Raw genomic sequence first — 24,984 nt, forward strand, 5'->3', positions numbered from 1 at the left:
CTAAGCACACCGCCCTCTTCTAACCATGCTAATTAATAAACCGATCCTATTGAAGCAAGCGTTTAAGCCTAGCGATATTCTGTGTTTGCTTCTATCCGATATGCCATATTCTGCTTGTTGCTTGCTGCTATAGCTTAATCGAAGCAAATTTCCGGATTTGCTCTGCAATCGCCAGCTCAACCGGCAGACGCTCCATGCTTGAGGCACCATAGAAACCATGAACGCCATTCGTTCTCTTAAGTACATATTCAGCATCCTCGGGTTCAGACAAAGGACCGCCGTGACATAAGACGATGACTTCCGGATTTTCCGATTTTGCCGCATCTGCAATCCGCTGTACCGCTTCCGGCGATTCCTTCAGCGGAATCGCCGTCTTCGCCCCAATATTCCCTTTGGTCGTCAAGCCCAGATGAACAACTAGAATGTCAGCCCCTGCCGCAGTCATGCTGCGCGCCTCATTCTCATTGAAAGCATACGGCGTTGTGAGCATTCCCTTGCGTGCGGCCAGGCGGACCATCTCGACTTCCTTTCCGTATCCCATCCCCGTTTCTTCGAGATTGGCTCTGAAATTCCCATCACACAAACCTACCGTAGGAAAATTCTGGACGCCAGCAAAACCAATCTCTTCAATCTGATTTAAGAACAAATCCATATTACGAAACGGGTCTGTGCCGCATACGCCTGCCAGAACCGGTGTTTCCTTCACTGCGGTAAGCACCTCTCTTGCCATATCCATAACAATAGCATTCGCGTCGCCGTATGGCATAAGTCCCGCAAGCGAGCCTCTTCCCGCCATGCGAAAACGTCCTGAATTATAAATAATAATAAGGTCGGCACCGCCTGCTTCCTCGCTCATTGCCGAGATTCCGGTACCTGCACCTGCCCCAATGATCGGCTGGCAAGCAGCAATTTTTAGGCGAAGCCTATCCAATATCACTTGTTTTTTGGTTGCTGACATTAATTAAACACTCCCTTTGGATTTTGTTGTCCCCTAGCCCTTGACGGCTCCGCCAACAATCCCTTTAACAATCTGTTTCTGCATAAGTATGAAAAAGATAAAGATCGGAATGAGGACGATAACAGTTAAGGTCATAAATAGCGGCCAATTTACCGAAAACTCTCCTTTGGCGCGATATACCTGCAGGATAAGTGTCATATTATTGGATGAATTCAGAAACAGCATGGGCGCAAGAAAATCATTCCATATCCACATCGTTTGATAGATAATGGCTGTTACCGTAATTGGCTTTAATAATGGAAAAATAATTTTCCAAAAGATCCCTGAAGTTCCGCATCCATCAATGATTGCTGCTTCGGGCAATTCCTTTGGTATCGTCTTCATATAACCCATCATCAGAAAGAACACAAATACAGAGCCACCTGAATACACGAGAACCAAACCATATAAACGATCAATGAGTCTAAAATCCGTCATCAGCTCAAACAAAGGAATTAGCGTAGTCTGGAACGGTATAAGAAAGCCAGCCATTAAATAAGTCATGATCAGCTTATTGGTTTTGCCTGGATTAAAGACAATGGGGTAAGCCGCCATAGCCCCAAAAATGACCATCGTACCTACCGAGATAGCCGTTATTACCGTCGTATTCATCATTGCATGAAGCAGTGGCACCTCGCGAAATACGTAGCTGTAATTATCCAAATAAAAGGTCTTAGGCCAGGAAATCGGGTTTCTAGCGGTTTCTGCCTGTGTCTTGAAAGTATTCACTATAATAAGATAAAAAGGGAAAAAGGTTAGCAATCCAATAGGAAGCATAATGATATCCATTAGCCAGCGCCGTTTGTTTATCTCCATTATTGAATCCGCTCCTCCCTCTTCTGCATAACCGTCACTTGAAAATAGGTAAGTGCAAGAACAATCAAGAAGAATACAATTGCCATGGCGGACGCCAACCCATATTGTCCTTCATTAACTCCGCGCATCACGATAACCTGCGTAATCGTATAGGTCTCAAAGCCAGGACCTCCCTTAGTCAGGGCAAACGGAATTTCGAACACCTTCAATCCGCCAGTCAATAAAAGCATAACACTTACCGTCATGGCCGGAGCCAGAAGCGGCAGCGTAATATGCCTGATCTGCTTTAACCGAGTCGCTCCGTCAATTGCCGCAGCTTCATAATAATCCTTGGATATTCCTTGAAGAAAAGCTAAATATAAAATGGCATGCCAGCCGACAGCCGCCCAAACAGCGACCATTATGACCGAAATCTTGGCAAGCATCGGATCAGAAAGCCAAGGCTGAGTTGATAAGCCGAATGTGCTTTTCAGAATCTTATTTAATACGCCCGAGCTAATCGGGGATAATATGAATCCCCATACATAAGCAAGCAGTAATCCACTTGGAATAGAAGGAAAAAAGAATATAGCACGATGGAGATTTCTAGTAAAAAACTTATTATCTAATATAAGAGCCAGCGGAATAGCCAACAAAGTAATAATCAAGGTGGTCGCAATCGCGTAGCTCAAGGTGAATGACACGCCTGAAATAATCGTCTGATCACGGAATAAACGCCCATAATTTGCTAATCCAACAAAGTTATATTGCTTGGAGATTCCATTAAAATCAGTCATGCTCAGTACAAATGACTTCAATAGCGGATACACTGTAAAGATGGAGTACACAGTTAGAATGGGCAATAAAAACCATTGGTACTGCAGCGATTGCATTCTTTTTTTCAATTACCCGTCTCCTTTCCAGCGGCTGCCTCTACTTATGGAGAGGAAATCCTTTAGGGATCGCCCCTCCTTGTCTGTTATTTCTTATCCAGCTCTGCCAACTTGGCATCCATCTCTTCTGCCACTTGTTCAGGTGTTAGCTTTCCGAAAATCATATTTTGCACAGAGGCTACGGTGTGCGCGCGAATCGCCTCGGCATGGCGCTGCCAATAGGCCATTGGCAAATAAATTTTCCCAGCAATAAGGCCCTTCTCATAAGCTTCGGCCAAAGCAGGATGAACGTCTGGCTTATACCCTTCAGCGGTTACAATCGTCTTCGTGCCTTCTTCAAATTTTTGCAAGCCCTCAGATGTTGAAAGATAGTTAAAAAAAGCGAGTGCCGCTTCCTTATTTTTTGTTTTGGCATTGATTGCAAAGCCCGTATTAATATTACCAGCATAGTAATAGGAGCCAGGCTCATCTCCGTAATAAGGCTTCATTTCAAACTCCAATTCTGGATTCCCAGCTTCAATCGCGGATGCCTGCCACGAACCGCTTGCAAACATAGCCACACTGCCTGCAATAAACTCCGCAGCCATCTGGTCCTCCTGCAATCCAAGCGTATCTTTTGTGATAATCCCTTTCTCTACTAGCTCATTGACTTTTTGAAGCGGTTTAACCCAGCCGTCAGCAAACCTTTTTTCGCCAGCAAACAGCTTTTTATCATAATCTGAATCCTGCTGAATCGTTTCCAAGCCTACTAATCCCGTGAGCACGCTCGGCAAGTCCTGTACATTTACATAAAATGGCGTTATGCCTGCTTCCTTAAATTTCAGTGCTGCACTCACGAACTTTTCCCATGAGTCGGGGTATTCCTCTATTCCTACCTGCTTGAACAATGCTTTATTATAATAAACGCCAGCAATCCAACTGCTCTGCGAGAATGCGATCAAATTACCGTCCAAATCTGTATTAATCTTTAAAGCTGGAGGCGGCAGTACTTTAGTGAAGGGCTGATCCTTCAGATCCATGGCATAGCCTTCATTCATGATTTGGCGGCGCATTTCCGAGCTTACAATAAACACATCTGTTGCCGAATCAGTCAACAGCATCGTTTGAAGCTTAGAGTTATATTCTTGAACAGGCGGAGAGTGTTGAAAATCAATTTTTATTTGCGGGTATTGCGCTTTAAATCCATCAAGCACCGGCTTCATCTGCTGCTCGCTATTCCAGGAAAGAAAGCTGATGGTCGTCGGAGCCAGCTCCACACCGCCCTCCTCAGATTCACCCGGTTTCTTTGTTTCTGCAGGCGAAGATCCGTTATTACCGTTGTTTCCTGAATTCGAGGAACAAGCCGCAACAAGCATCACCATCGACAAAACAATTATTAACATACTCATTATCTTTTTCAACCTAAGACCCTCCATTACATGTATGATGAGTACTACAGCAAGCCCTTATTGAATGAGATAACTTTGTTATTCTTCGCCGACAGATACGCGCCGTCAAGCAATGAAACCGTATGCAAATTGTCATATGCACTATTTGAAGCTTCTTTACCTGTTTCCACCCAATCGAGCAGCTCGTTTAGTCCCTCAAATATCGCTTCTTCAATTGGCAAAGCCGCATTCCAGGTTTGCACCGGTGTAGGATTCCAATTCGGCTTGCCGCTCGGGTCTTTGCGGTACAGATTAATATCCTCGTTCGACGAATTAATCACACCTTCGCTGCCGAGAATAACCAAATCGCTTTTCACAAACGGACTGGAAAAGCTCTGCGTGAAATGAGCCTTAACCCCGTTTGCAAATGTAATCTGGACCGTAGCATCTGTTTCCCCGATGCACTCGACCGCTTCAGAAGAGTATGCCGTGCAGTAAATCGATTCTGCATCCGCGTTCGCCATTCTGCGAATGCCGTCAAACCAGTGAATGGCCATAACCGACATCGCATGGCGCTCCGTATGAATTCTCCACCCTGCATCCTGACGATAGAACAAGGAAGAAAAGTGAATCCCCTCTAACTTGCCGACTACCCCTTCCTGAATGAGCCCTCGGATAAACTCAAACTTATTATGCTTGCGAAAATTTTGATTAACCGAAACAGGAACGTTTAATCTAGCAGCTTCTTTTGCTATAGCATCAGCCTCACCAAATGTATCTGCAAAAGGCTTTTCTACAAAAACGGGAATACCCGCTTCTAGTAAAGGCGTTATCACGCTTTGGCGAATGGTAGAGGGGGTGCACACGACTGCCACCTCCATGCCTGAACTCCGAATCATTTCATTGATGTCCGTAAACCGTCCAGCTACACCAAATTCATCTGCCCGTTCATTCACCACAGCCTCACTTGGATCACACATAGCAACAACTTCAACACGATCCTGATGATTGGAGTAACCTCTCAAATGCAACCTAGTAACGGCTCCCGCTCCGACAAAACCCACTTTAAACTTTTTCATATGGTTCACTCTCCCAATCCAAATTTCATAAATGCTATGCATTCCTGCAAGCCTTGCGCAACAGTTCCGCCGCTTTCCTCATCAGCAGATATCCAGCCGTCATAACCAATTTGCCGTACTGCCTCGAAGATAGGTTGAAAGTCGATTTTCCCCTGGCCTAGTATTTGATAATCGCCTCCGGCGAAATCCTTCAAATGAAAATTATTTATAAAAGGTGCAAAACTGCGAATAACCTCTGCCACGTCAGCAATACCCGATTTAACCAGATGTGCCGTATCTACCGTCAGCCCCACAGCTGAAGGATCCTTGATTTGATCAAAGAAAATGTCAAAATCCTCCCGGTACATGAGCGGCTGATCATAATGATGATGCAGGGACAGCTGTAATCCGTGCTGCTTCGCCTCTTTGCCCAGCTCTTCAAAAATACCGGCGTATTGTGCGATTTGATTATGACTAATATCTCTTCTTGAAATCGCATGACAATACACGATAGTCTCCGAGCCAAGCTTCTCTGCGAAGCCGTAGAGCTGTCGAAGCTGATTCTTGCTTTCATCGTCCAACAGTGTTCCTCCGGTTATTAACGCAGATGCAATACCCTCTGGCCGTCCCCAGCGCGCAATAAACTGTTCCGGATTTTGCAGATATGGCGTATATTGGCTCCATTTCAGCTGCAGCCCTTCATAGCCTGCTTGCAGATAGCCCCCTATCAGTTCAACTTCTTCCTCAGGGCCAGACGTCGGTCTAGAAAATGCGTATTTGAAACTCATGAATTCAAACCTTCCTTCTTTTTTAGCAGTTGCAATAGCTTCTTAACCACAAAATGTGAAAAAGCATAGTCATTAATATTGCACGCCAACTCTTCGTATTCAATGGATGGCTTGATATGCTCTTTAAGAGAATTCACAAAAGCAGCATCCGCCTCAGCATCATGAAAGCGCTGTCCATTTTCGCCTAAAATAGAATATCCCTTTGTTGGAACAACAATAGCGACGGGTCCATTGGCCTTGTTCGCTTTCTCGGCAAAAATTTGACCTAATTGCTTATTTTCATCTACATTCGTTCGCATCAGCGTGACGTCCGAATTCCATGCGTTCAGGTTTCGATCCTTGTACACTTTAGGGACGGTTTCAAAAGGTCCGAAATTAACCATATCGATACAGCCGGGGACTATGACATGTGGAATTCCAGCAAGACCAGGCGCCTCGAGTCGAGAACAACCTGCCGTAAAGACGCCTCCGCATAGTTCATCCGCCCATTCGGTTGTCGTGATATCCAAAACAGCCGCAATATTCCCATCACTTACGAGACTTTCCATTGTTCTGCCACCAGTTCCTGTGCAATGAAAGATGAGACATTCATATCCTTGTTCGTCTAATAGCTTCATGCTCTGCTGTACACATTGAGTTGTATTCCCGAACATCGTAATTGCGATTATCGGCTTGTCAGCATTAAACTCTGCGACATGCTGCTCAGCCATTCCGCAAACAGCGCCTGCTGCTTGCGAATACATTTTTCTACTGATTCGATTTACTCCAGCTACATCAACAATGGAGGGAATTAGTACGATATCCTTTGTCCCGACTATATGTCTAGTATCGCCGCTCGCCGCAGTAGTTACCAATACTTTTGGAAAACCGATAGGAAGCGTTCTCATAATTGTTGCGATAACGGACGTTCCTCCCGTTCCCCCCATACCGAGTACGCCATCGATTTTCTTCTCTTTGTATAACTCACATACGATTTTTGTTGCTCCTAGTGCCATGATAGATAGTGCATATCCTCTATCCCCTTGCGTTCGAAGCTGCTGCAGGGTAACGCCAGCCCACTCTGCAACCAATTCCGAGGGCCAAGTAGGGTGAATCTGCTCTGGGTTCCCGATCACGCCTATGTCCATCGTGACAACCTGATGCCCACGTAATTCAATCTGCTCCTTTACGAAAGCATAGTCCTTGCCTTTCGTATCAAATGAGCCGATCAGCAGCAGCTTCTTGACTGGTTCCATGACTTGATCATTCCTCCCTTATTCTCCAATCGTTTGTCTATCAACGGCAGAGTAGGCAATTATCATCTTGCAGGGCTCCCAGCTTGTTACTTTTGCATGATGCGGAACACCTTGCGGAATACGAAGTGCCATTCCTGGTTTGAGATGAAACATTTCTTCTCCTAGTGAATGATCACATTCGCCTGATAGAACAAATATGATTTCCTCACAATTGGGGTGCACATGACGTCCATTTTCTTCACCTGCATTTATATACACCATGCCAAATGTCATTTTTCCATCCGGATCGATTTCCTCGCCATACAGCCAAGCGATTTTCCCCCATCCCATATTCAATACATGATTCTCTTCATTCAAATCAGTTGGCTTTACCATTTTGTTCCTCCTTGTATGATTGGCATCAAGCACCTCATCGCTTGCCTCTTGCTTATCACTCGTTGAATCTGGGTTTATTATAATTCAACTTAGTTGAATTAACAACAACTTTATTGAATTATTTTCTCCTTTGTTTTTTTGTGGTAAGATTAGCTTATAGGATTTCATTAAAGGGTGTGAGAATGATGAGCATAGGCAACCGAATTCGGTTAATCCGAAAGGAACAGAAGCGCACACAAGAAGAAATTGCTAATCATTGCGGTTTCACTAAGAGCCTGCTATCCAAGATAGAGAATGGGCAATCCACTCCTCCTGTCTCTACTCTAATCAAAATCGCAGGCGCACTCGGAGTAAGAGTCTCTGATTTAATTGAAGAAGAGAGCATACAATCAACCGTTTTTAATAGCAGCGAAAACTATCGTGATCGGAGCAAATGGATTAGAACAGACAAAGGCTACTCTTTCTTCGCCTTTGCGAGTGAAAGAAGAGATAAGCTAATACAACCTTATCTCATTACAGCAAAGAGAGGAGAGGTCAGGCAGCATGGGTTCACTCATGAGGGCGAGGAATTTATTTATATGATTAGCGGCGAGATGAATTATAAAGTAGGACCTACACAATACACCCTTCACCCCGGTGATTCTCTCTACTTTAACTCACTAGAAGAGCATCTCCTGTACCCTATATCGGATGAAGTTACCTACATTGCCATATTCACACAAAAGTCATCTGATAACAAAAAAAACGGCAGTGACGAACAAGGACAATAGCCTTGGACAAGAGCAGCCCTTTATGAGAATGGCATACTTATACATAAAGAAGGGCCTTTGCGTATTTGCAAAGGCCCTTCTTTATGTATAAATCAAACTCCTCTGCGAGAAACATTGGATCTCACGAATCCATTTTATAAAAGCCAAGCAAAGTGTTGATCCTTCGAGGCACATTCAACTAAGGAGATACCGGTCTTTCTAATTTTCTACTCTACGATGAGCAGAGTCAATCTACGAAGCTTATGACAAGTCGAGACCAAGCTCTAAGGTGACATTTAACATTCTAAGAATCATGACTACGGATTCCGCTCGGGTTGCCGTAGCATTAGGCTCAAATTTGCCTTCCCCTTTGCCGCTAATGATGCCTGCGTCAGCTAGTTGGTTAATACCGGCCTCTGCCCAATTTCCTGATACGTCCTGAAACTTGGCACTACCCAAAACGCTGCTCAAATTCATAAGTTTTGAGAGCATGGTAACCATTTCAGCCCGGGTAATCTCATGATTCGGTTTGAATGAACCGTCCTCATATCCGCCAATAATTCCCGCAGACTTCAAAGCGCTAATGGCACTTGATGCCCAGTGGCCCTTCGTGTCCCCAAAGGAGTCGGTTGCGGTGGTCTCTATTCCTAATGCTTTCACCAGCATTGTCGCAAACTCTGCTCTTGTTACACTTGCTTCAGCATGGAATGAACCATCCTGATAACCGCTAACGAATCCCAGCTTTGCAGCAAGCTCTATAGAATTAGCACTCCAGCTGTTCTTCTCTACATCCTTGAATGCGGTTGTGGTGCTCGCTTCGATTGCTGTTTTTATCTTCTCTTTTACTGCCTCTACTTTGACTACTTTTTCATCTAATACCGGCTTCTCGGGTTTAGACTCCGGTGTCGGCGTCGGTGCCGGAGTTGCGGCTGGTATCGTTGGTGCAGTCACAGGCGATGTTGGTGTTGATTCTGGTGTTGTTGGTGTAGACACTGGTATTGTTGGTGTTGATTCTGGTGTTGTTGGTGTAGACACTGGCGACGTTGGCGTTGTTGGATCTGGTGTCGACTCTGGTGTCGGTGACGGCGTAGGAGTTGTCGCCCCTCCACCTCCGCCGATTGGTGCATCATAAATCATACGAATCGTTTCCAGCCTAATGCTTTGCCCTTGAACAATCGTAAAGCTGTTCGTAGTATAATCCTCATAGCCTGATTTGGTAATGGTTAACGTATACGTCCCATCTGGAATATTAAAAAAAGCGAAAAAGCCATTGCTTGTTGAAGTTTTCAATTCGGTTCCATTGATAACCACATTAGCATTACTGATGTTTTCATTATCCCTACCTTGAATTTCTCCAAATAGTTGAGAGTTGAATAAAATCACATCAGGCACTTTTGTTGTTTCATTTTCTATAACAACATTCTGATTAGGAGATAAGGATAATTTCACATATCCAACCTTCTCAACAACCAATTCAAATACGCCCACCGGCACATTTTCAAAGGAATAAGCTCCGTTTAAATCCGTCAATACTGTTTCAACTAGCGTGCCAGGATATGTACCTGTATAAAGACTGACGGAAGCATTCGACAATGCTCCGTACGTAACCAAGTCGCTAATCGTGCCCTTTACAGCCCCTGTTCCCAAGGGTTCGGTTGCTGAAGTAACCACTACAGGAATTGAAACGCTCTTACCTTCAAATGTAGCAGTGATGGTGGCGCCATCGCCTTCCTTAACCCCGACTATTAAACCTGCATTAGAAACTTCCACAATGGATGGCTCAGAGGTTGTCCACGACACCCGTGCTGTCACTTTAGCCGATGAATCGTCACTATATAAAGCCGTGATTTCCGCAGTAGCTGTTTTTCCAACCTGCACTTCAAGCTGCTGTGGATTCGCAATCAGCTCATCTAGTGTTTTGGCAGGAGGATTCGCCCCCTCAGATAACAGTACTATGTCTCCAAGTGAGGTATATTCACCAGTATTGACCGGGAAACTGCTTGTCGTTAATGTCTGATAACCAGCCTTAGAAACCGTCAATGTGTAAGTACCATAGGGAACATTATTCAGGCTGAAAAAGCCTACAGATTCCGATGTGGTCAACTGATGGGCTGTTCCTGTTTCGGTTATTCTAACGGTTACCCCACCAATTTCAGCACCTTGAGTGTCTTTGATTGTACCGTAAACTTCTGAGAAGGTTAGTTCAAAAGGCATAATCTGGGTTGTGTTGCCCGGTACGACCGTATTACCGTTAGGCAGTAAGATAACCGGCAGATAGCCAGTTTTTTTAAACGATAAATAAAACTTGCCTACCGGAACATTCGTAAAGGTATAGGTACCGTTCACGTCTGTTATGACCGTATTTACAAGAGTTCCATTGACTCCATCGCTACCCGAATAGACTTTCACTTCGACGCCATCCAGGGGAAGCTTAGTTTCATAACTCTGTATGACCCCTGTCACTGTCCCCTCACCTGAACTTGCAAACGCTGCGCTGCTAAGTAATGAGAATAGAAGTGCCAGTACAATAAATCCGGATACAAATACTTTTTTTGAAGCCACTTTCAATTGCATGCCGTTACCTCCATGGTTTATTATGCGGATCCGAGAAATAAGCTTCATCATAGTCTCTCGATTGAAAATTATTCCACTTTGCATTCTACTATATTTGGTAACAAATTTAAATAATTATATATTTATTCCTATTTGCATTGGTTTATATTTCATAATATTTTAAAGATACACAGTTCGACTTTCATTGATCCATTAAACCTAAGTCCGATGGTGAACTAGTACAAAACTTCCACTCAATGTATGATGTATTTTTACATTTTTAATGATTGATTTGAATATAGTGAATGATTGGGAATTTACAATTCTGTACTGAATGAATCACCTGAGTCATTTGTACTACAATAAATAAAATAGAAATTAAGCGGTGAAATAATATTAATTCATTATTTCATATTATTTTTCTTTTGGATTTCATTATACAAATCAACCCTAGCTGCTTGGCTTACTAACGACGATAATAGATCAAAATTCGCCGGTTGCCCTTGTCTCGTCTCTTTCTCCTTTTCATATCTGCATTTCATATTTTATAATTAGCAACGCTCTCATGTGAAACGTAAACAGCGCGCGCCGATGGAGGGTCGGCACGCACTGGCTGTATAGCTCTTTCTATTATCGACTTGTCTAACAGTCTTTCAATTTATTCGGTGGCGTAGATAGCCAACTAGGGTGCATATTACTCCTGACAAGACAGATGGGATGACAAGTATAATCATAAATCCAGTTTTAACGGAATAATCGGACATCGCCTTTACTGTAAATAGAATAGTGGGACTTGATGCATAGTAAAACAGATAGGGAACTAGTATCCCTAGAACTACGCAAATGGGAACCATGATCCAATATAATCTCAGACTATATTTTCTGTGTACGAAAGCTAGAAATTTATAGATTAGTGCCGGATATAGTATTGATGTTACTAACATTAGCACTACACTCACATAAACACTCCTCTCTTCAAAAAAATAGCTTTCATTTATAATCTTATTACATTGTAGGGGACAAATTCTAAATGTTCAAATAAATAGCAAACAGCCCCCACCAAGTTTGAAGTGAGGGCGATTTAAAGTTTTTCCTTATTTTAATGTAATCCCTACCGCTTCAATAAACGCATCAACAGCTTCGTCTACCAAATAAGGCCCATAGTTCCATTTGTTGCGGGTCACGTTAATAATGCGGTTGTTCTTCACTGCGGGAATCGCCTGGTAGACTGGCTCTTGAAATAGTTTGGTCATCTCTGGCAATTCTTCATCCGTCATTTGAGTAAAGAAATAATCAGCTGGGCGATCAACCAATGCTTCCATCGATAAAGCAGTGCCGCCATCCGCATATTGTTCGAATTGCTGCGGCATTTTGAAACCAAAATCTTCATAAATCAACTTGCCTAGCGTACCGCCCTTGCCTCCCAAAAGCACCTCACCTTTATAAAGAATGAACGTGACGGCAGTAGTACCCGGTTTAATATTAACATTGATTTGCTCCCGGACCCGTTGAAGCTTCTCCTCAAATTTAGAAATCCACGCCTCCGCCTCTGGCTTCCGATTCATTACTTCGCCCATGTCACGCAGCGTGTTAATTACATCCGGATCGCCTCCCCAAGCCACGGCAACCGTTGGAGCGATTTTTTGATATGTTTCATAGATTTCAGCGCTATGATAGTCTGGCAATATGATCACATCAGGCTGAAGGGCAGAAATAGCCTCTACATTGCCAAGCCCCTCGCCAATGCTTTCAACATCTGCAAATGCGTCCGGGTATAGATCGATGGTGCCCTGATCGGCACCTACTGGCTCTAGACCAAGCGGCAGTAAATAACCGCCGTAAGTGACAACAACAGCCTTGCTAGGCTGAACCGGAATCTCCACCTCTCGTCCCAATGCATCCTTATACAGCCTCGTCTCAGCCGGCGGCGCATCTGTGCTCTCTGCCTGCTGCGTGTTATTGCCCCCTGCATTTTGTTTTACTTCTGGTTCAGCTGCGCCGCACGCTGCCAGCAGCAGAGATAAGCTAAATAAGAGCGTCACAGCAAAAGATGGCTTAAATCTAAAATTCATTTCATTCACTCTCCAAGTGTCTTGTTGATAATGATTATCACTGTTAACAATATAACCTTCTCCTGCCTGGTGAGCAATGAACGATTCGGGCATAATATTCGTGCGAACTGAACCTTTTAAGGCTAGATTATGCATTTTAAACTGCGCAGGAGTGGCACCCGTCTGTTTTTTGAAAAGCCGACTAAAGTAATACATGTCTGTATAACCGATACTGTCGGCAACCTCGCGAATCGTTACATCCGTTTCATTCAACAAAAACTTGGCCCGTTTTATGCGCGTTTGGATGAGATATTCGATAGGACTGCATCCATACTTGCGTTTAAATACTCGGGACAGATAATGAGTACTGTAATGGAAACTATTCGCCAGCATCTCCATAGAAATGGCTTTGTCATACTGCTCCTGAATATAATGGGCAATCTGCACAGACAATTCTGGCGCTGAATTATCGCTTTCTGCCAATTGCAGTTGTCGAAACTGCTCATGCACAAATTGATAGAACAGCCCTGTAACCTGAAGACGATCAAGCGCGTCACTACTCGTCCACTGCTTATACATCGGCTCTAACAAAACAAGTAAAGACAAAGGATATTTAGCTTGAAAGGTATACGTTTCTCCAAATGGATCCAGTAGCTCACCCCGTTTACGCATGGATGGACTGGCTAGGTCTTCCAAAGGTTTATATAAAATTAAATAATAGTCAAATGGTTGCTTCAAACCGCGGATGTTCAAATACGCACCCTTGCCGCCATGAAGCACCTGCATTGGGGCTGATGCAACTTCCATGCCATCAAGCCTTAATCTGGCCTCGCCCTGATTAGCGATAATAAACGTACATGCCGGAAGACGGTAGGAGGCCAGTTCATCTCCTGCCTTCATTGCCAAATGCCGAACGTCTATCACTTTGACCTGCGTTTGGCTCCACCGTTTAATGGTTTCTTGCCATTCCATGAATACACCTCGTAACGGACTCCATAGATTAACTGCTACTAGTGAGAAGAGATATCATTTATAATAGTAATCATACCGTATTTCAATAAGCACGGATACAGAAAGCAGGGCTCAGGAGATGGAAATACACGATCATATTGTGTTATGGAACCATGCTTACTGCAAAATTATAGATGTTCGTCGCATTCGAATGCGATCTAACGAATCCTTGTCTCGCTACAGCGTTCCTGCCAGTATTTTTGTCATGTCTACTCGTGGGAACGCGCAGGTGAAACTTGACGGTACTGAACATAATGCTAATGGCTTCAAGGTGCTTCATGCCGGCAAAGGGGCGATACTCGAAATTTATCCGGGTGAAGAAGGATTTGAGTATTATGCCATTTATTATAAAGCAACTATTCCATTGCCCGCAGGGCAGGAAATGATAACCCGCATGGACCAAGTCCTACCCTTTCATGTTCAATACGGTTTCACACCTGCATTTCCAGTAGCTTTGTATTACTGTTTGACAGACATGTATAAGGAATGGAAAAAAAGAGATCCGCTCAGCCGGCTTCGCGTGAAGACTTTGCTTCACCAATTTGTGTACGAGTTGATGCATCAAATGCAGGTGCAGGGCATGCGTTTGGAGAAGCGTAATTTAGCTGCCCAGATTATCGCTATTATTCATGATCGTTATGCGGAAGCCATCTCTTTGGAATCGTTGTCGGAGAGCTTAAATTACAGCGTTCCTCATCTATCTTCCTACTTCAAAAGCCGGACCGGCCTTAGCCCCATTGATTACTTAATTAAGATACGAATGAACAAAACAGCGGAGCTTCTGCTTGAAACCGACGCTACCCTCAAAGAAATCGCTGCAGGTGTCGGGTATCAGGACTCCTATTATTTAGGAAGATTGTTTAAGAAGCACACCGGCCTCTCGCCAACACGCTTCAGAACAGAGCATTCAACCAAACGCAGGCTAGAAGATAGTCCTTCCACAAGCATGAGATCGTCCATTGTCTCCCAGAAAACGCTCCGCTATACTTATTCCGATGATAATCATTATCAACGATCAGGAGAGGGAGAAGTAACGATGTTTAAAGAAGTCAAACCGCCTATCGCAATGGCATTTCTTTTGAGCTTTATGCTATTGTTAAACGCATGTGGCACAGGGAATACGGCAGAAACGAGCCCTTCGCCAATAGAGACGTCACCTGTTGCCAGTGAACAGCCGCAAACCAAAACCATATCTACCGTTGCCGGAGACATTGAGGTTCCTACCCATCCGCAACGGGTAGTTGCAGGCGAATATTTGGGAAGTTTAATTGCACTTGGAGTCATTCCCGTTGGCACATCCAACCATCATATTCAAAATCCCTATTTCAAAGGCGCTCTGACCGGCGTAGAGGATATTGGGGATGGGAACGGCAATATCGAGAAGATTTTGGATATGCAGCCTGACCTGATCATTATGGATGATACCTATGCCGAAATGAACGAGCAGCTTCCCAAAATCGCTCCAACGGTCATCATTCCATTTGCGTCGCTAAAAACCGTACATGAGGAGCTCACCTATTTCGGCAAACTGCTCGGCAAAGAACAAGAAGCAGAGAAATGGCTCGCTGATTACGACCGCCGCATTGCTGCAGCGAAAGAAAAAGTGCTGAAGGTCGTGCCGGCTGACAGTACATTCTCTGTTATGGAATTAATGGACAAAAACATTTCATCCGTTGGCCCAAACTTCGGCAAGGGCGGACAGCCCATATACAACAGTTTTGGCTTCAAGCCTCCCGCTGAAGTAGAGCTAGAGCTAACTGATCCAGGTTGGGCATCGCTATCTGCGGAGGCATTGCCAAAATACGCTGGAGATTATATCATTCTGACTACGGATTCCCATACATTAGAAGACCTTAAGGCTGATCCGATATGGAATTCACTGGATGCCGTTAAGAACGATAGAGTGTACATTTGGGGACCTGACCGTTCGTGGTATTGGGATCCGATTGCCATACTTACGCAGACGGAAGAATTGGCAGAGTGGCTAACGAGCAGATGACCATGTATACATTCCAAAAGACAACAAAGGGTGTTCGCCCATTGTTGTCTTTTTTTTATTTGTATGCCACTTAGAACACGCATATCGGATGCAAGGCCTGCTTTGAAATTGCGATGAAAACCATTGTGAGCTACAATGATCCTAAGCTTGTCATAAGGACGGTGAGATGACGTGGATGATCTTACACAGAATATGAAAAACACCGAATATAAGCCGCTGGAGGGCATGTGCTTTAAGCTTCGGGATATTGAATATATGAAAAATAAAACGCAGGAATGGTCGTTGCGGCTTCAGTTTATTGAATCACATCTCATTCTTATTGCAGCAAGCGGTCAAGGGTGGCTCAACATTGATGGACGATTTAACGAATTGCGGCAAGGCAGCGCTTATCTATGCGCACCCGGTCAATTAGTCGAAGCGTTCGTCCACTCGTTTGATGAACGGGGATTTTATCATTTAAAATTCGATATCATTAGAGATGAAGCATCGTTGAACCCTAATGAACAGGCCGTCAGGCAGCATAACAGCTTCCCCGTTAAAGGAGAAGTTGTTGTTTTGTCTCCCGTTTCTATCAATGAACTTTGTGAAACGATTGCCAAATGCTGGCAGCACGAGGATTACTTAAAGCGGTTCCGCAGCCAAATTCTCTTTCAAGAGATGCTGCATACGATCCTGCAAGACTCACTGCTTGTACAAGAAACCGATTCCGAAGCTGCGCTTGATTCCACAAAAAATTATATCGAGCAGCATTATCAGCAAGAGCTGACCATCGAACAGTTGGCTAAGGTAGCCGGAATGAGTTCACGTCATTTTATGAGATTGTTCAAAAAAAGATATGGTTTCAGCGCGATTGACTATTTAGCTATTTACCGGATTGAACAGGCGCAGCAGCTCATGAGGATGAATGGCCACTATCGGCTTCGCGATATTGCACGGCATGTCGGTTACCATGATGATATCTACTTTAGACGGAAATTCAAACAGATCACAGGCACACCGCCCGCGGCCTTTATGAAAAACAGCAGGCAAAAAATCGCCGCTTATCATTTCCCGAGCATCGGACAGCTTATAGCGCTGCAAGTTACTCCTTGCGCTGCGCCCGCTGCCCATCCCTGGACTGACTATTATAGAAGAAAATATGAAACAGATTCCGTGCTGCCTTTAAGTACCGGTCATGAGACTAAGCTAAAGGAACTCCGTCTGCTGCATCCCGATTTCATTATCGGCATCGATAGCCTCACCTCGCCCGAGGAAAAGGCAGAACTGCAGAAAATCGCACCCGCTTACTTCGTGCCTTGGGTCGGAAATGATTGGCGAACGCATTTGCGCTTATTAGCACAATTTTTGAACAAAACAGCAGCAGCGGAAATTTGGCTTGCACATTACGAACGAAAGGCTCGCTTCGTAAGAGAGCAAATCGAGCACAACGTTCAGTCTGATCGGCTGCTCATTCTGAGAATAACGGGAGAACACTATAATGTTCTGGGCAGCCACAGTCTGGGTACCGTATTTTACGATGACTTGCACATTGTACCTGCTCATGGTGTCGATTTAATGAAGCCCGATCAGCAAGTGATGCCAACTGACCTGAACCGGTTCGAGGCGAATCGGCTGCTGATCATCGTGGACCAGGATGCCCAATCACAATCAAGTTGGCATACACTCATGAACGCTGAGCCCTGGCGCAATCTGAATGCAGTAAGGGACGGACGGGTAGATTTCCTCCCCTCTTATCTCTGGGTAGAGTATACGGCCTTCACCCATGATCTTATGCTGGATGAAGCGCTGAAGCTGTGGCGGGATCGTACATGAAATAATGTCAGGATCGTCAATATTCTCATCATATAAATTCATCTATACTCCTGTTATGTGATAATGATAATCAATTTTAATGCGAGGTTGTCATTTATAAATTAGATTTTCAGGAGGGGCACCAAGGAATGAAACGAAATACACGTACGATGGCAGGATTATTTCTTGTATTACTATTAATGATCAGTACGGCCTGCGGAGCTGTAAATTCAGAATCCAATAAGACCACTACGCCAACTGAGGATCCCGGCACCACCAATACGGATGCCTCCAATCAGCAGCGCATCATAACAACCTTGAAGGGCGATATCAGTATTCCATCCAATCCGCAAAAGGTCATTGGACTCTCTGTCGTATATCCTGAGTTCCTCTATGCGCTTGGCGTTACGCCAATTGCGGTACAAAACTACCATGAGGACTTTCCTTCCTACCTGCAGGAAGCGTTTAAAGATACGGTAAAAATGGGGATTGCCCAAACACCTAATTTCGAAGCGATTCTTGCCGCTGAGCCAGATTTGATTATCGCGCCTACTTGGTGGTCCGATAAGGACTACGATCAGCTATCCAAAATCGCCCCTACCGTGCTTTTGCCCCAACGGGATAATTGGCGCGACGAGCTTCTGGATATTGCCGATGTTCTAGATAAGAAAAGCCTAGCCGAAAAAGTCATTCAAGATTTGCAAACTAAAGAGACCGAGGCCAAAGAAAAGCTTCATAGCCTTGTCGGAGACGAAACGGTCATGTACATGATGATCATGGCCAAAGAAATTGTCATCTATGGGGAAAATATCGACCGGGGAAGCTTCATCCACAAGCAGCTGGGCCTGAAGCCGATTCCGGAATACCCACAAACTGAGCTCAGCCTTTCGATTTCTCTAGAGAAAATACCCGAATATAATCCAGACTATATTATTTTGCAGCTTAATGATGAAGGCAATGAAGAGATGCAGAATAGGTACAAAGAGATCATGGAAAGCTCATTATGGAAAAACATGACCGCCGTAAAGAAAAATCAGGTCTATACAGTGGGAAGCAAAGAATGGTTTAATCTTGGCATGTCTCCTCTGGCAGACAGCTATGCTATTGACGAAGTTGTTCGTGTATTTGAAAATAAACAAAAATAAAAGGATGGCTTGCAAGAGCGCGATTGACTTTTGACAGCTGGAAGTGAATTTTTTGCTTACGTTAGATGCATTGGTAAGCGCCGTGCTTGCCCTGCAAGCCGTCGATCTGACAAAGTCTTACAAGATACTGCATCTCATCCATGTATGTAGCCCACTCATCAAAACCAAGGAGCGGCCCGTAGCGGCCGCTTTTTTTTCTGCAGCTGGTATGCGAATGGAACAAAAAGACTTACTTCCCGCAACAATATTTATTTAAATCATCCTATAAAAAAAAGCAATTGCCCAGATATAGGACAATTGCTTAGATAGCATTCCACCGATAAAGCGGACTGACTTGACTATGTACGTGGGACAGCCTCAAAAGCGGCCACGATTCCAGCCTTTTGCAGCGACGCTTGATCTTGCACGTTAGCTGGGCGGTAGCCCTTCTCTAACAATTCTTTAACGTACATTTTGTTATACATAAAAGAAAAGATAATACCCGGAAGCCAAGCCCCAAAACCTAAAGTAAATACTCCAACGGCAGTTGCGGCGACAAACATAATGGCAGCCCATTTCAAATCGCCTCTAAAAAGAGCTGGGAAAAATCCAAAGAAAAAAGTAGTCCAACTAAAACCAACTTTTACTTCTTTCAAGCCACCAGCCGCATTGACCAATTGTACGTGCATAAATACATCTCTCCCTATAAATCTTTTCCAATTATAATTCGATTATAGGTAAATAGTAGTAATTTGTCGATATTTATTTTATTTTCCTAAATAAACTAATTCTCATGATCCTTAAGAACTATATTCTCAGAAGCATGCATTCTATTTTTCCTAAGCTGTTTACGGTTTTGATAGACAGCTCTCATCCATTAGTCGGATTCCTTCCTCCTATACTGTCTTGCCTTCTCCCGGATATCCAGGTTGCTGTCATACAACAGCTCATCCCAAACAGTAGAAGGCAACCAATGATTAGCAATCAAAATATCGATAAACCCTTCCCTACAGCTCGTGCACCGACCTTCACGGTAAATATGCAAAATTAAATCAATACTAGAAGGGTCCTTCTGCTTCTCAAAGATATGCATGACATCTAGAGCCCGATCATGAAAGTCATCCTTATTTTGTTTCTTTAATAAAATCCGCTCAACAACAGTTAAATCCTGCTGCTTATAGTTAAGCTCAAGGAGTTCTAATGCAAAATGATGCGGATGTTCATCTTGCAGCAGTTCAAGCGCAAATTCATGCACGGCCTCTGATTCTATGTTTCTCAAAGCTAAGATCGCATATTTGGAGATGCTTTTTTTAGAGGAACGAGCTAACGACAACAGGATATCTTCAGATAAGGGGAATTTTCTTTTTAGAAAAATATTAAGATAGAGGCAAATTCCTATATTCCATCACAGAGTTCAAGTAGGCACTCACGTATAGATGATGACTTTGAGACTGGAAGAACGCATCGACAGCATCTTTGCCTAACTGCTCAATCGCAAAATTATAAGTGGAATCACTCTCCACGTAATCCTCCTCAACAATCTTCTTCCCTATCTCTTCCACGACGCGCTTTAGCCCATTCTGTTTATCTATAGCGATCAGTTCCTCATCACCAATAAAACAATTCCATCCCTGGCTATACTGAAAGGCTTTCCGTATCGCCTCTTTGGCTTCTTCATTGCCGTCTTCTGCAAAACGCCTCGCAAGTCGAAGCATTTGCTGCGTATCATATTCTTCCTCAGACAATAACAAATGATCAAGCACTTCTTTTTGTATTCGGCTTGAAAAACCTGAGTGTTTCACTGCCTCGTATAAGTACTCCGTTCTTTCCGTTTCTGCTTGCGGATCATAAGCCGTACTCCCCACACAGGCTTTCACGATCGTATGGACGTACTTTTTTTGCGGTTTATTCCTATGGTTAATTAAATGCAGCAGCGGTGCGCCTAATCCCTTGAATAGTTGTTCCCGGAATGATTGAACTAGCAATTCCGTCCCTCCTTCCTCTATTAATTGCATTGTCTATCTCCTAGGCAAATCATTTTGCGCGAATGAATAGGATTCATTTATACTTATCTGAATGACTAATCTGCTAGCAACAGGAATGGAAGCCGCGATCGATCCATTTCCGTAATAAAACAGCAACTTAGAAGGAGTGACACTCATATGGAGCGTTCAGGAATTCCAATTCTCAAAAACATGTATACTTATTCGGCAGCCTTGCAGACGATAGACTTCACGTATCACCGGGATACTTATAGTTTATTATTTATAGATGGACCATCAGCTACGCTAATGATCCATAAAAACTCACATACTCTAAATGGCTTTGCCTGTATATCCTTGCCGCCAAATACTCCCCTTCATCTATACCAGGATGCCAATGAGAGCCTTCTTTCACCTACCGATCAACTTCGTTTATATGCTTGCGAATATGAATGGATCTGCGAGGAGCCCTCGAATGATCTTCCACTTTTGCCAACGCTGGTTGAGCAAAATAGTTCTATTTTGTTTAATCAGATATCCGCCTTGTACGATTCCTACGAAAATAGGCTCTATCACAGCATATCACAGCGGCTTCCCTTGCAGGCACAATTCATGACTCTATTTGCTGATGCATGGTGGGCGCTCGAACAGCCTGCTTCCATTTCGTTCACCAAAACATTAGACGGTATCGATCAAGTTATATCTTATCTGCATACTCACTTCGATCGCAAAATCCAGAGAGAGGATGCTGTCATCATGTCCGGTTTAAGTCTGCGGCAGTTCACATTAAGCTTCAAGCAGCGGACCGGCTATACCTTCGTGGAATACCTTAATCGCATAAGGATCGACAAGGTTAAGGCCATGATGCTTCAGTCTCGCCAATCATTAAATGAATTAGCCCGCCAAGTCGGTTATACGGACGAATTTTATTTAAGCCGGAAATTCAAACAAGTTACCGGAATGTCCCCCACCGTCTACTTGCGCAAGCCCTTGAAAATTGCATCCTTGGACCATGCCTATACGCTGGATTTGTTGTCGCTCGGTGTCACGCCCTGCACGGCTATCACAGATACCTGGGTAAATCATCGTTTCCAGCTTTCCCAAGTTACTCGTTCGTTTCAACCGCTCTATTGGCAGACAAAGCAAGCCGAGCGGCTTGAGGTGCTGCAACGTGTGAAGCCTGATATTATTCTCCATCCACTAATGGATACAGGCGACGATGGCCAGCTTGAACCGTATCGCCCTTTAGGCTTGGTCATACAGATTCCATGGCGCGGGATCAGCTGGAAACAACATTTTATGAATATTGCTCAAATTACGGGTTTGGAAGCACAGGCCTACCGCTGGTTGGAATATTTTGAGCACCGGGCAGGGCACGCACGCGAATCCTTAAAACGGGAATTAGATTCCCAAACCAAAATTGCCATCATAAATGTACGCAGCGACCGTTTGCTCATTTATGCCCATGGCTACATGGGAGCTGATTTGCTTTATGATATCTTGCAGTTGACACCTCCTCCGGCTGTGAGGGCGATGCGCGTTCAAGGATTAGAGCACCCGGAGCTTTCTATCCCTCAATTGCCTCTTTACGATGCCGACCACTATTTTGTATCCATTGAGAATAATCAAGCCGCGAGGCTACGAGCAGCAGAGATGATGAAGAGTCCCGAATGGATGACTCGGACGGCTGTGAAGCAACGATGCGTGTACCCGGTGGATATGACGAAATGGTACGGCTACGGACCCGCTGCCTTGGATGCACAATTAGACGATGTCATGCACTATCTTCTGCCCAATCGTCCAAAGAAACAGGTATCATTCTGACATGTACATGATCTGATGAACTTGCTATCATTGTTAATGATAATGAGAATCATTATATACAGGGGGCATATGGACAATGGGTAGGAAAAGAATCATACTGGTATGTTTTATGGCAGTGGTCATGCTTGTAGGAATGATCGCCTGCAGCAATACGAAAAATTCGGAGAACAAAGCAGGCAATCCGGCCGCATCTCCGGCGACAGATAACTCGTCAGCTAACAACAATGCAGCGACTGATGCGGGGAATGAAAAGTCTACCCGCCTATACGAACATATGGCAGGCAGCTCAGAGATTCCTGTCAAAGCAGAACGTGTGGTCACGGACTGGTACTATGGTCAACTCGTTGCCCTTGGAATCAAGCCTATAGGCACAGATGATTATGTATTAAATAATCACCCTTTCATCGAGAAAGAGGGTACGGAAAGTATTGGGCAATCTTTGGAGAAGATCATCGAGCTTCAGCCTGACTTGATTATTTCCTGGGGAGCGACAAAATACGATGAATTCTCGAAAATCGCTCCAACGGTTCCCTTGGAATTAAGCGGCGGGCCAAAAGAGTCCGTACGGATTTTCGGAGAAATTCTTGGCCGGGAGGCCGAAGCGGAACAATGGATTACTCAATTCGATAACAAGGTACAGGCTGCACGGGAGAAGGTCTCTCATACCATTAAAGAAGATGAAACGTTTACGATCTTTAACATCTGGAAAAACAAATTGCGTGTTTACGGATTTGTAAATATGGGCGGCTACGCCCTCTATGAAGGCCTGCAAGTCACGCCTGCGCCAAAAGTCGATGAAGTGTTCCGCAATTCCGAGGAATGGTACCGCGAAATCTCGTACGAAGTCATATCGGAATTCGCTGGCGATCACATTATTTTGACCACTTACGACCCCGAGGGCACCTCAACTGTCCTCAAGGACCTTGAAGCCAGCGCCATCTGGAATAATCTTGATGCAGTCAAAAATGGACGTGTGCACACGATTGACTATAACTCCCTGTATAATGACGACCCTATCGCCATTGAGAATCAGGTTGAACTATTAGCTGAAGCAATCCTTGCTGGACGTTAAAAAAACAAATCAAAAAACGCCATTACTGCAACAATGCAGTATGGCGTTTTTTGGCTTAGCTTGCCTGACGCCGTTCTCCTAATGGGAGAGCTCGCGCCATTCATTAGCTACCTGCTGATTTTATCCTTTAGTTCTCCTAATTTCTCCTGTGCGGTGCCTTTAAGCTTGTCTAGCTTGCCTTCAGCCTGCAGCTTCTTATTATCTGTGGCCTCACCATATCGATCCTTCACTTCGCCTTTGGCCTGGTTCGCCATACCTTTAACTTTATCCTCTAGCCCATTGGTTTTCATGGTTACCATCTCCTCTGTCGTTGTATGCTCTTATCTTACCTCCAAGCGGGCATTTTGAAACATTCACGTAAGATAGAAGAGCGCATTATTCCATTAAAAGTAAGTCCCCAGTGAAACACCTGAAGCGATAATCCATGGTGAGCTGACGGCGACGCGATAGGTTCCGTAGGGCTGGCCAGTGGCAAGCGGATACCAGCTAGTCACCGTTTGGCCTGCCCCCACGTAGACCGAAGTTGTGCCTACGCTCACCTCCCCGGAGCTTGTTACCCGGTAAAGCGTAATATACATCGTTGTTCCGTAATCGCTGCGTGGATTCGTAAGCGTGGCGCCCATCCGAATATTGCCATACAGACCGGAGAAGGTCCAGCTGTCGTTGACAGACGGCGTACTGACCACAACCGTAGACTCGGCGGTTTGTCCGTCACTGCTTCTTGCTACTACCTTGAACCAGACCGCTGAGCTCGGAATAACCGATACCGTATAATTCCTGCTGCTGGTCGTCGTAACATAATTACCATCTTTATAAATATCAAAGTTCACTGCATTTGAAGAGGTCCAATTGAAGCTCACGGAATGATAATAAGCATTATAGCTAATCACGGGTGTTGACGGTGCGCTTGCGAACACAGAGGCAGCAAACGCTGGAATTAGCATAAAAACTAGGGTCAATGACAAAAAAACCTTCGAAATACGCATTTTCATAAAAACCGTCCTCTCTCTTCTTTAAATGTTCTCCGTTGTCTACAAACTTTCTATTCATGCTGTGTTTGCAGCAGGCTTGTTCGTTATTGCTCAATCTCCTCCTTTAAATGTTCTAAATTCCAGACAAACCCATAGTAGCACCGTATTTCCAGTTACACAACGCCATATGAGCAATGAGACAAGATTACACATGAAAAGATAATTCAGTCCCAGTATTTGTATAAAACAAGCGATAAACAGATGTTTGAACCTAGATGCCTCCGCCACATATCCAAGGCTTAAACAATAATAATGCACATGATAATCGTAGGAATGCATCTTCAGCATG

The 24,984-nt window shown here is 44.3% G+C and carries 21 protein-coding genes; 6 read left to right on the top strand and 15 right to left on the bottom strand.

The window, feature by feature from the left end; genetic code table 11:
* Positions 1–127: 127 nt before the first annotated feature.
* The 8 genes from E0496_RS14215 to E0496_RS14250 all read right to left on the bottom strand — a co-directional run bounded on the left by E0496_RS14215 (position 128) and on the right by E0496_RS14250 (position 7,508).
* A complete protein-coding gene (locus E0496_RS14215; protein WP_141502462.1) occupies positions 128–958 on the bottom strand; it encodes a phosphoenolpyruvate hydrolase family protein in 831 nt (276 codons plus the stop codon).
* Positions 959–991: 33 nt separating this feature from the next.
* A complete protein-coding gene (locus tag E0496_RS14220; protein ID WP_141502464.1) occupies positions 992–1,813 on the bottom strand; it encodes a carbohydrate ABC transporter permease in 822 nt (273 codons plus the stop codon).
* Positions 1,813–2,697: a carbohydrate ABC transporter permease gene (locus E0496_RS14225; RefSeq protein ID WP_141502466.1), complete on the bottom strand. Its 885-nt coding sequence runs from the start codon at positions 2,695–2,697 to the stop codon at positions 1,813–1,815. Before E0496_RS14225 ends, E0496_RS14220 begins: the two co-directional genes overlap by 1 nt.
* A gap of 74 nt (positions 2,698–2,771) precedes the next feature.
* Positions 2,772–4,073 (bottom strand): ABC transporter substrate-binding protein, encoded by a 1,302-nt coding sequence (locus E0496_RS14230; protein ID WP_161601424.1) that lies wholly within the window; start codon positions 4,071–4,073, stop codon positions 2,772–2,774.
* Positions 4,074–4,117: 44 nt separating this feature from the next.
* Complete coding sequence (locus E0496_RS14235) at positions 4,118–5,131, bottom strand: Gfo/Idh/MocA family protein (protein ID WP_161601425.1); 1,014 nt, start codon at positions 5,129–5,131, stop codon at positions 4,118–4,120.
* Positions 5,132–5,136: 5 nt separating this feature from the next.
* A complete protein-coding gene (locus E0496_RS14240; protein ID WP_141502470.1) occupies positions 5,137–5,898 on the bottom strand; it encodes a sugar phosphate isomerase/epimerase family protein in 762 nt (253 codons plus the stop codon).
* Positions 5,895–7,133, bottom strand: coding sequence for a Tm-1-like ATP-binding domain-containing protein (locus tag E0496_RS14245; RefSeq protein ID WP_141502472.1), 1,239 nt, complete (start codon positions 7,131–7,133; stop codon positions 5,895–5,897). The genes E0496_RS14240 and E0496_RS14245 overlap by 4 nt, the downstream gene beginning before the upstream one ends.
* Positions 7,134–7,151: 18 nt before the next feature.
* Positions 7,152–7,508 (bottom strand): cupin domain-containing protein, encoded by a 357-nt coding sequence (locus E0496_RS14250; protein WP_141502474.1) that lies wholly within the window; start codon positions 7,506–7,508, stop codon positions 7,152–7,154.
* Between the two features lie 185 nt (positions 7,509–7,693).
* On the opposite strand from E0496_RS14250, the gene E0496_RS14255 reads away from it, so the two are divergent.
* Positions 7,694–8,278, top strand: coding sequence for a helix-turn-helix domain-containing protein (locus E0496_RS14255; protein ID WP_141502537.1), 585 nt, complete (start codon positions 7,694–7,696; stop codon positions 8,276–8,278).
* A 240-nt stretch (positions 8,279–8,518) separates the two neighbouring features.
* Here the strand turns inward: E0496_RS14255 and E0496_RS14260 are convergent, their stop codons facing one another.
* Both E0496_RS14260 and E0496_RS14265 read right to left on the bottom strand, forming a co-directional pair.
* On the bottom strand, positions 8,519–10,831 hold the full coding sequence (locus tag E0496_RS14260) for an S-layer homology domain-containing protein (protein WP_161601426.1): 2,313 nt from the start codon (positions 10,829–10,831) through the stop codon (positions 8,519–8,521).
* Between the two features lie 1,073 nt (positions 10,832–11,904).
* Entirely contained in the window at positions 11,905–13,833 is a 1,929-nt protein-coding gene (locus tag E0496_RS14265) for an AraC family transcriptional regulator (RefSeq protein WP_141502477.1), read from the bottom strand.
* A gap of 118 nt (positions 13,834–13,951) precedes the next feature.
* On the opposite strand from E0496_RS14265, the gene E0496_RS14270 reads away from it, so the two are divergent.
* The 3 genes from E0496_RS14270 (at position 13,952) to E0496_RS14280 (ending at position 18,807) form a co-directional block, all read left to right on the top strand.
* Positions 13,952–15,871, top strand: coding sequence for an AraC family transcriptional regulator (locus tag E0496_RS14270; RefSeq protein WP_141502479.1), 1,920 nt, complete (start codon positions 13,952–13,954; stop codon positions 15,869–15,871).
* Positions 15,872–16,063: 192 nt separating this feature from the next.
* Positions 16,064–17,683, top strand: coding sequence for an AraC family transcriptional regulator (locus E0496_RS14275; RefSeq protein WP_206669774.1), 1,620 nt, complete (start codon positions 16,064–16,066; stop codon positions 17,681–17,683).
* 128 nt (positions 17,684–17,811) lie between these two features.
* The gene (locus E0496_RS14280) at positions 17,812–18,807 is read left to right on the top strand and encodes an ABC transporter substrate-binding protein (protein WP_141502483.1); all 996 of its coding nucleotides are present in this window, start codon (positions 17,812–17,814) and stop codon (positions 18,805–18,807) included.
* 338 nt (positions 18,808–19,145) lie between these two features.
* Here E0496_RS14280 and E0496_RS14285 read toward each other — a convergent pair whose 3' ends face one another.
* From E0496_RS14285 to E0496_RS14295, 3 genes are all read right to left on the bottom strand, one after another.
* Positions 19,146–19,475, bottom strand: a complete 330-nt coding sequence (locus tag E0496_RS14285; RefSeq protein WP_141502484.1) for a DUF2628 domain-containing protein — start codon at positions 19,473–19,475, stop codon at positions 19,146–19,148.
* A 188-nt stretch (positions 19,476–19,663) separates the two neighbouring features.
* Positions 19,664–20,065, bottom strand: coding sequence for a hypothetical protein (locus tag E0496_RS14290; protein ID WP_141502486.1), 402 nt, complete (start codon positions 20,063–20,065; stop codon positions 19,664–19,666).
* A 97-nt stretch (positions 20,066–20,162) separates the two neighbouring features.
* Positions 20,163–20,801, bottom strand: a complete 639-nt coding sequence (locus E0496_RS14295; protein WP_141502487.1) for a hypothetical protein — start codon at positions 20,799–20,801, stop codon at positions 20,163–20,165.
* 147 nt (positions 20,802–20,948) lie between these two features.
* On the opposite strand from E0496_RS14295, the gene E0496_RS14300 reads away from it, so the two are divergent.
* Both E0496_RS14300 and E0496_RS14305 read left to right on the top strand, forming a co-directional pair.
* Positions 20,949–22,592 carry a helix-turn-helix domain-containing protein gene (locus E0496_RS14300; RefSeq protein WP_141502489.1) on the top strand — a complete coding sequence of 548 codons (1,644 nt, stop codon included), beginning with the start codon at positions 20,949–20,951 and terminating at the stop codon, positions 22,590–22,592.
* A gap of 76 nt (positions 22,593–22,668) precedes the next feature.
* Positions 22,669–23,664: an ABC transporter substrate-binding protein gene (locus E0496_RS14305; RefSeq protein WP_141502490.1), complete on the top strand. Its 996-nt coding sequence runs from the start codon at positions 22,669–22,671 to the stop codon at positions 23,662–23,664.
* A gap of 107 nt (positions 23,665–23,771) precedes the next feature.
* On the opposite strand, the gene E0496_RS14310 is transcribed toward E0496_RS14305, so the two are convergent.
* Positions 23,772–23,954 carry a CsbD family protein gene (locus E0496_RS14310; protein WP_139992276.1) on the bottom strand — a complete coding sequence of 61 codons (183 nt, stop codon included), beginning with the start codon at positions 23,952–23,954 and terminating at the stop codon, positions 23,772–23,774.
* A 93-nt stretch (positions 23,955–24,047) separates the two neighbouring features.
* Positions 24,048–24,656, bottom strand: coding sequence for a hypothetical protein (locus tag E0496_RS14315; protein WP_141502491.1), 609 nt, complete (start codon positions 24,654–24,656; stop codon positions 24,048–24,050).
* Between the last annotated feature and the right edge of the window lie 328 nt (positions 24,657–24,984).

It is taken from the genome of Paenibacillus luteus (genome assembly GCF_006542765.1).
Classification (GTDB): Bacteria; Bacillota; Bacilli; order Paenibacillales; family Paenibacillaceae; genus Pristimantibacillus; species Pristimantibacillus luteus.

What these genes read in the sequence shown, in the direction of transcription:
- E0496_RS14215 (WP_141502462.1), bottom strand. Translation starts at nt 958, where the DNA reads ATGTCAGCAACCAAAAAACAAGTGATATTGGATAGGCTTCGCCTAAAA.
- E0496_RS14235 (WP_161601425.1), bottom strand. Translation starts at nt 5,131, where the DNA reads ATGAAAAAGTTTAAAGTGGGTTTTGTCGGAGCGGGAGCCGTTACTAGG.
- E0496_RS14285 (WP_141502484.1), bottom strand. Translation starts at nt 19,475, where the DNA reads ATGCACGTACAATTGGTCAATGCGGCTGGTGGCTTGAAAGAAGTAAAA.
- E0496_RS14280 (WP_141502483.1), top strand. Translation starts at nt 17,812, where the DNA reads ATGAAACGAAATACACGTACGATGGCAGGATTATTTCTTGTATTACTA.
- E0496_RS14220 (WP_141502464.1), bottom strand. Translation starts at nt 1,813, where the DNA reads ATGGAGATAAACAAACGGCGCTGGCTAATGGATATCATTATGCTTCCT.
- E0496_RS14240 (WP_141502470.1), bottom strand. Translation starts at nt 5,898, where the DNA reads ATGAGTTTCAAATACGCATTTTCTAGACCGACGTCTGGCCCTGAGGAA.
- E0496_RS14250 (WP_141502474.1), bottom strand. Translation starts at nt 7,508, where the DNA reads ATGGTAAAGCCAACTGATTTGAATGAAGAGAATCATGTATTGAATATG.
- E0496_RS14255 (WP_141502537.1), top strand. Translation starts at nt 7,694, where the DNA reads ATGAGCATAGGCAACCGAATTCGGTTAATCCGAAAGGAACAGAAGCGC.
- E0496_RS14265 (WP_141502477.1), bottom strand. Translation starts at nt 13,833, where the DNA reads ATGGAATGGCAAGAAACCATTAAACGGTGGAGCCAAACGCAGGTCAAA.
- E0496_RS14305 (WP_141502490.1), top strand. Translation starts at nt 22,669, where the DNA reads ATGGGTAGGAAAAGAATCATACTGGTATGTTTTATGGCAGTGGTCATG.
- E0496_RS14245 (WP_141502472.1), bottom strand. Translation starts at nt 7,133, where the DNA reads ATGGAACCAGTCAAGAAGCTGCTGCTGATCGGCTCATTTGATACGAAA.
- E0496_RS14260 (WP_161601426.1), bottom strand. Translation starts at nt 10,831, where the DNA reads ATGCAATTGAAAGTGGCTTCAAAAAAAGTATTTGTATCCGGATTTATT.
- E0496_RS14295 (WP_141502487.1), bottom strand. Translation starts at nt 20,801, where the DNA reads ATGCAATTAATAGAGGAAGGAGGGACGGAATTGCTAGTTCAATCATTC.
- E0496_RS14275 (WP_206669774.1), top strand. Translation starts at nt 16,064, where the DNA reads ATGAAAAACACCGAATATAAGCCGCTGGAGGGCATGTGCTTTAAGCTT.
- E0496_RS14315 (WP_141502491.1), bottom strand. Translation starts at nt 24,656, where the DNA reads ATGAAAATGCGTATTTCGAAGGTTTTTTTGTCATTGACCCTAGTTTTT.
- E0496_RS14310 (WP_139992276.1), bottom strand. Translation starts at nt 23,954, where the DNA reads ATGAAAACCAATGGGCTAGAGGATAAAGTTAAAGGTATGGCGAACCAG.
- E0496_RS14300 (WP_141502489.1), top strand. Translation starts at nt 20,949, where the DNA reads ATGGAGCGTTCAGGAATTCCAATTCTCAAAAACATGTATACTTATTCG.
- E0496_RS14230 (WP_161601424.1), bottom strand. Translation starts at nt 4,073, where the DNA reads ATGAGTATGTTAATAATTGTTTTGTCGATGGTGATGCTTGTTGCGGCT.
- E0496_RS14270 (WP_141502479.1), top strand. Translation starts at nt 13,952, where the DNA reads ATGGAAATACACGATCATATTGTGTTATGGAACCATGCTTACTGCAAA.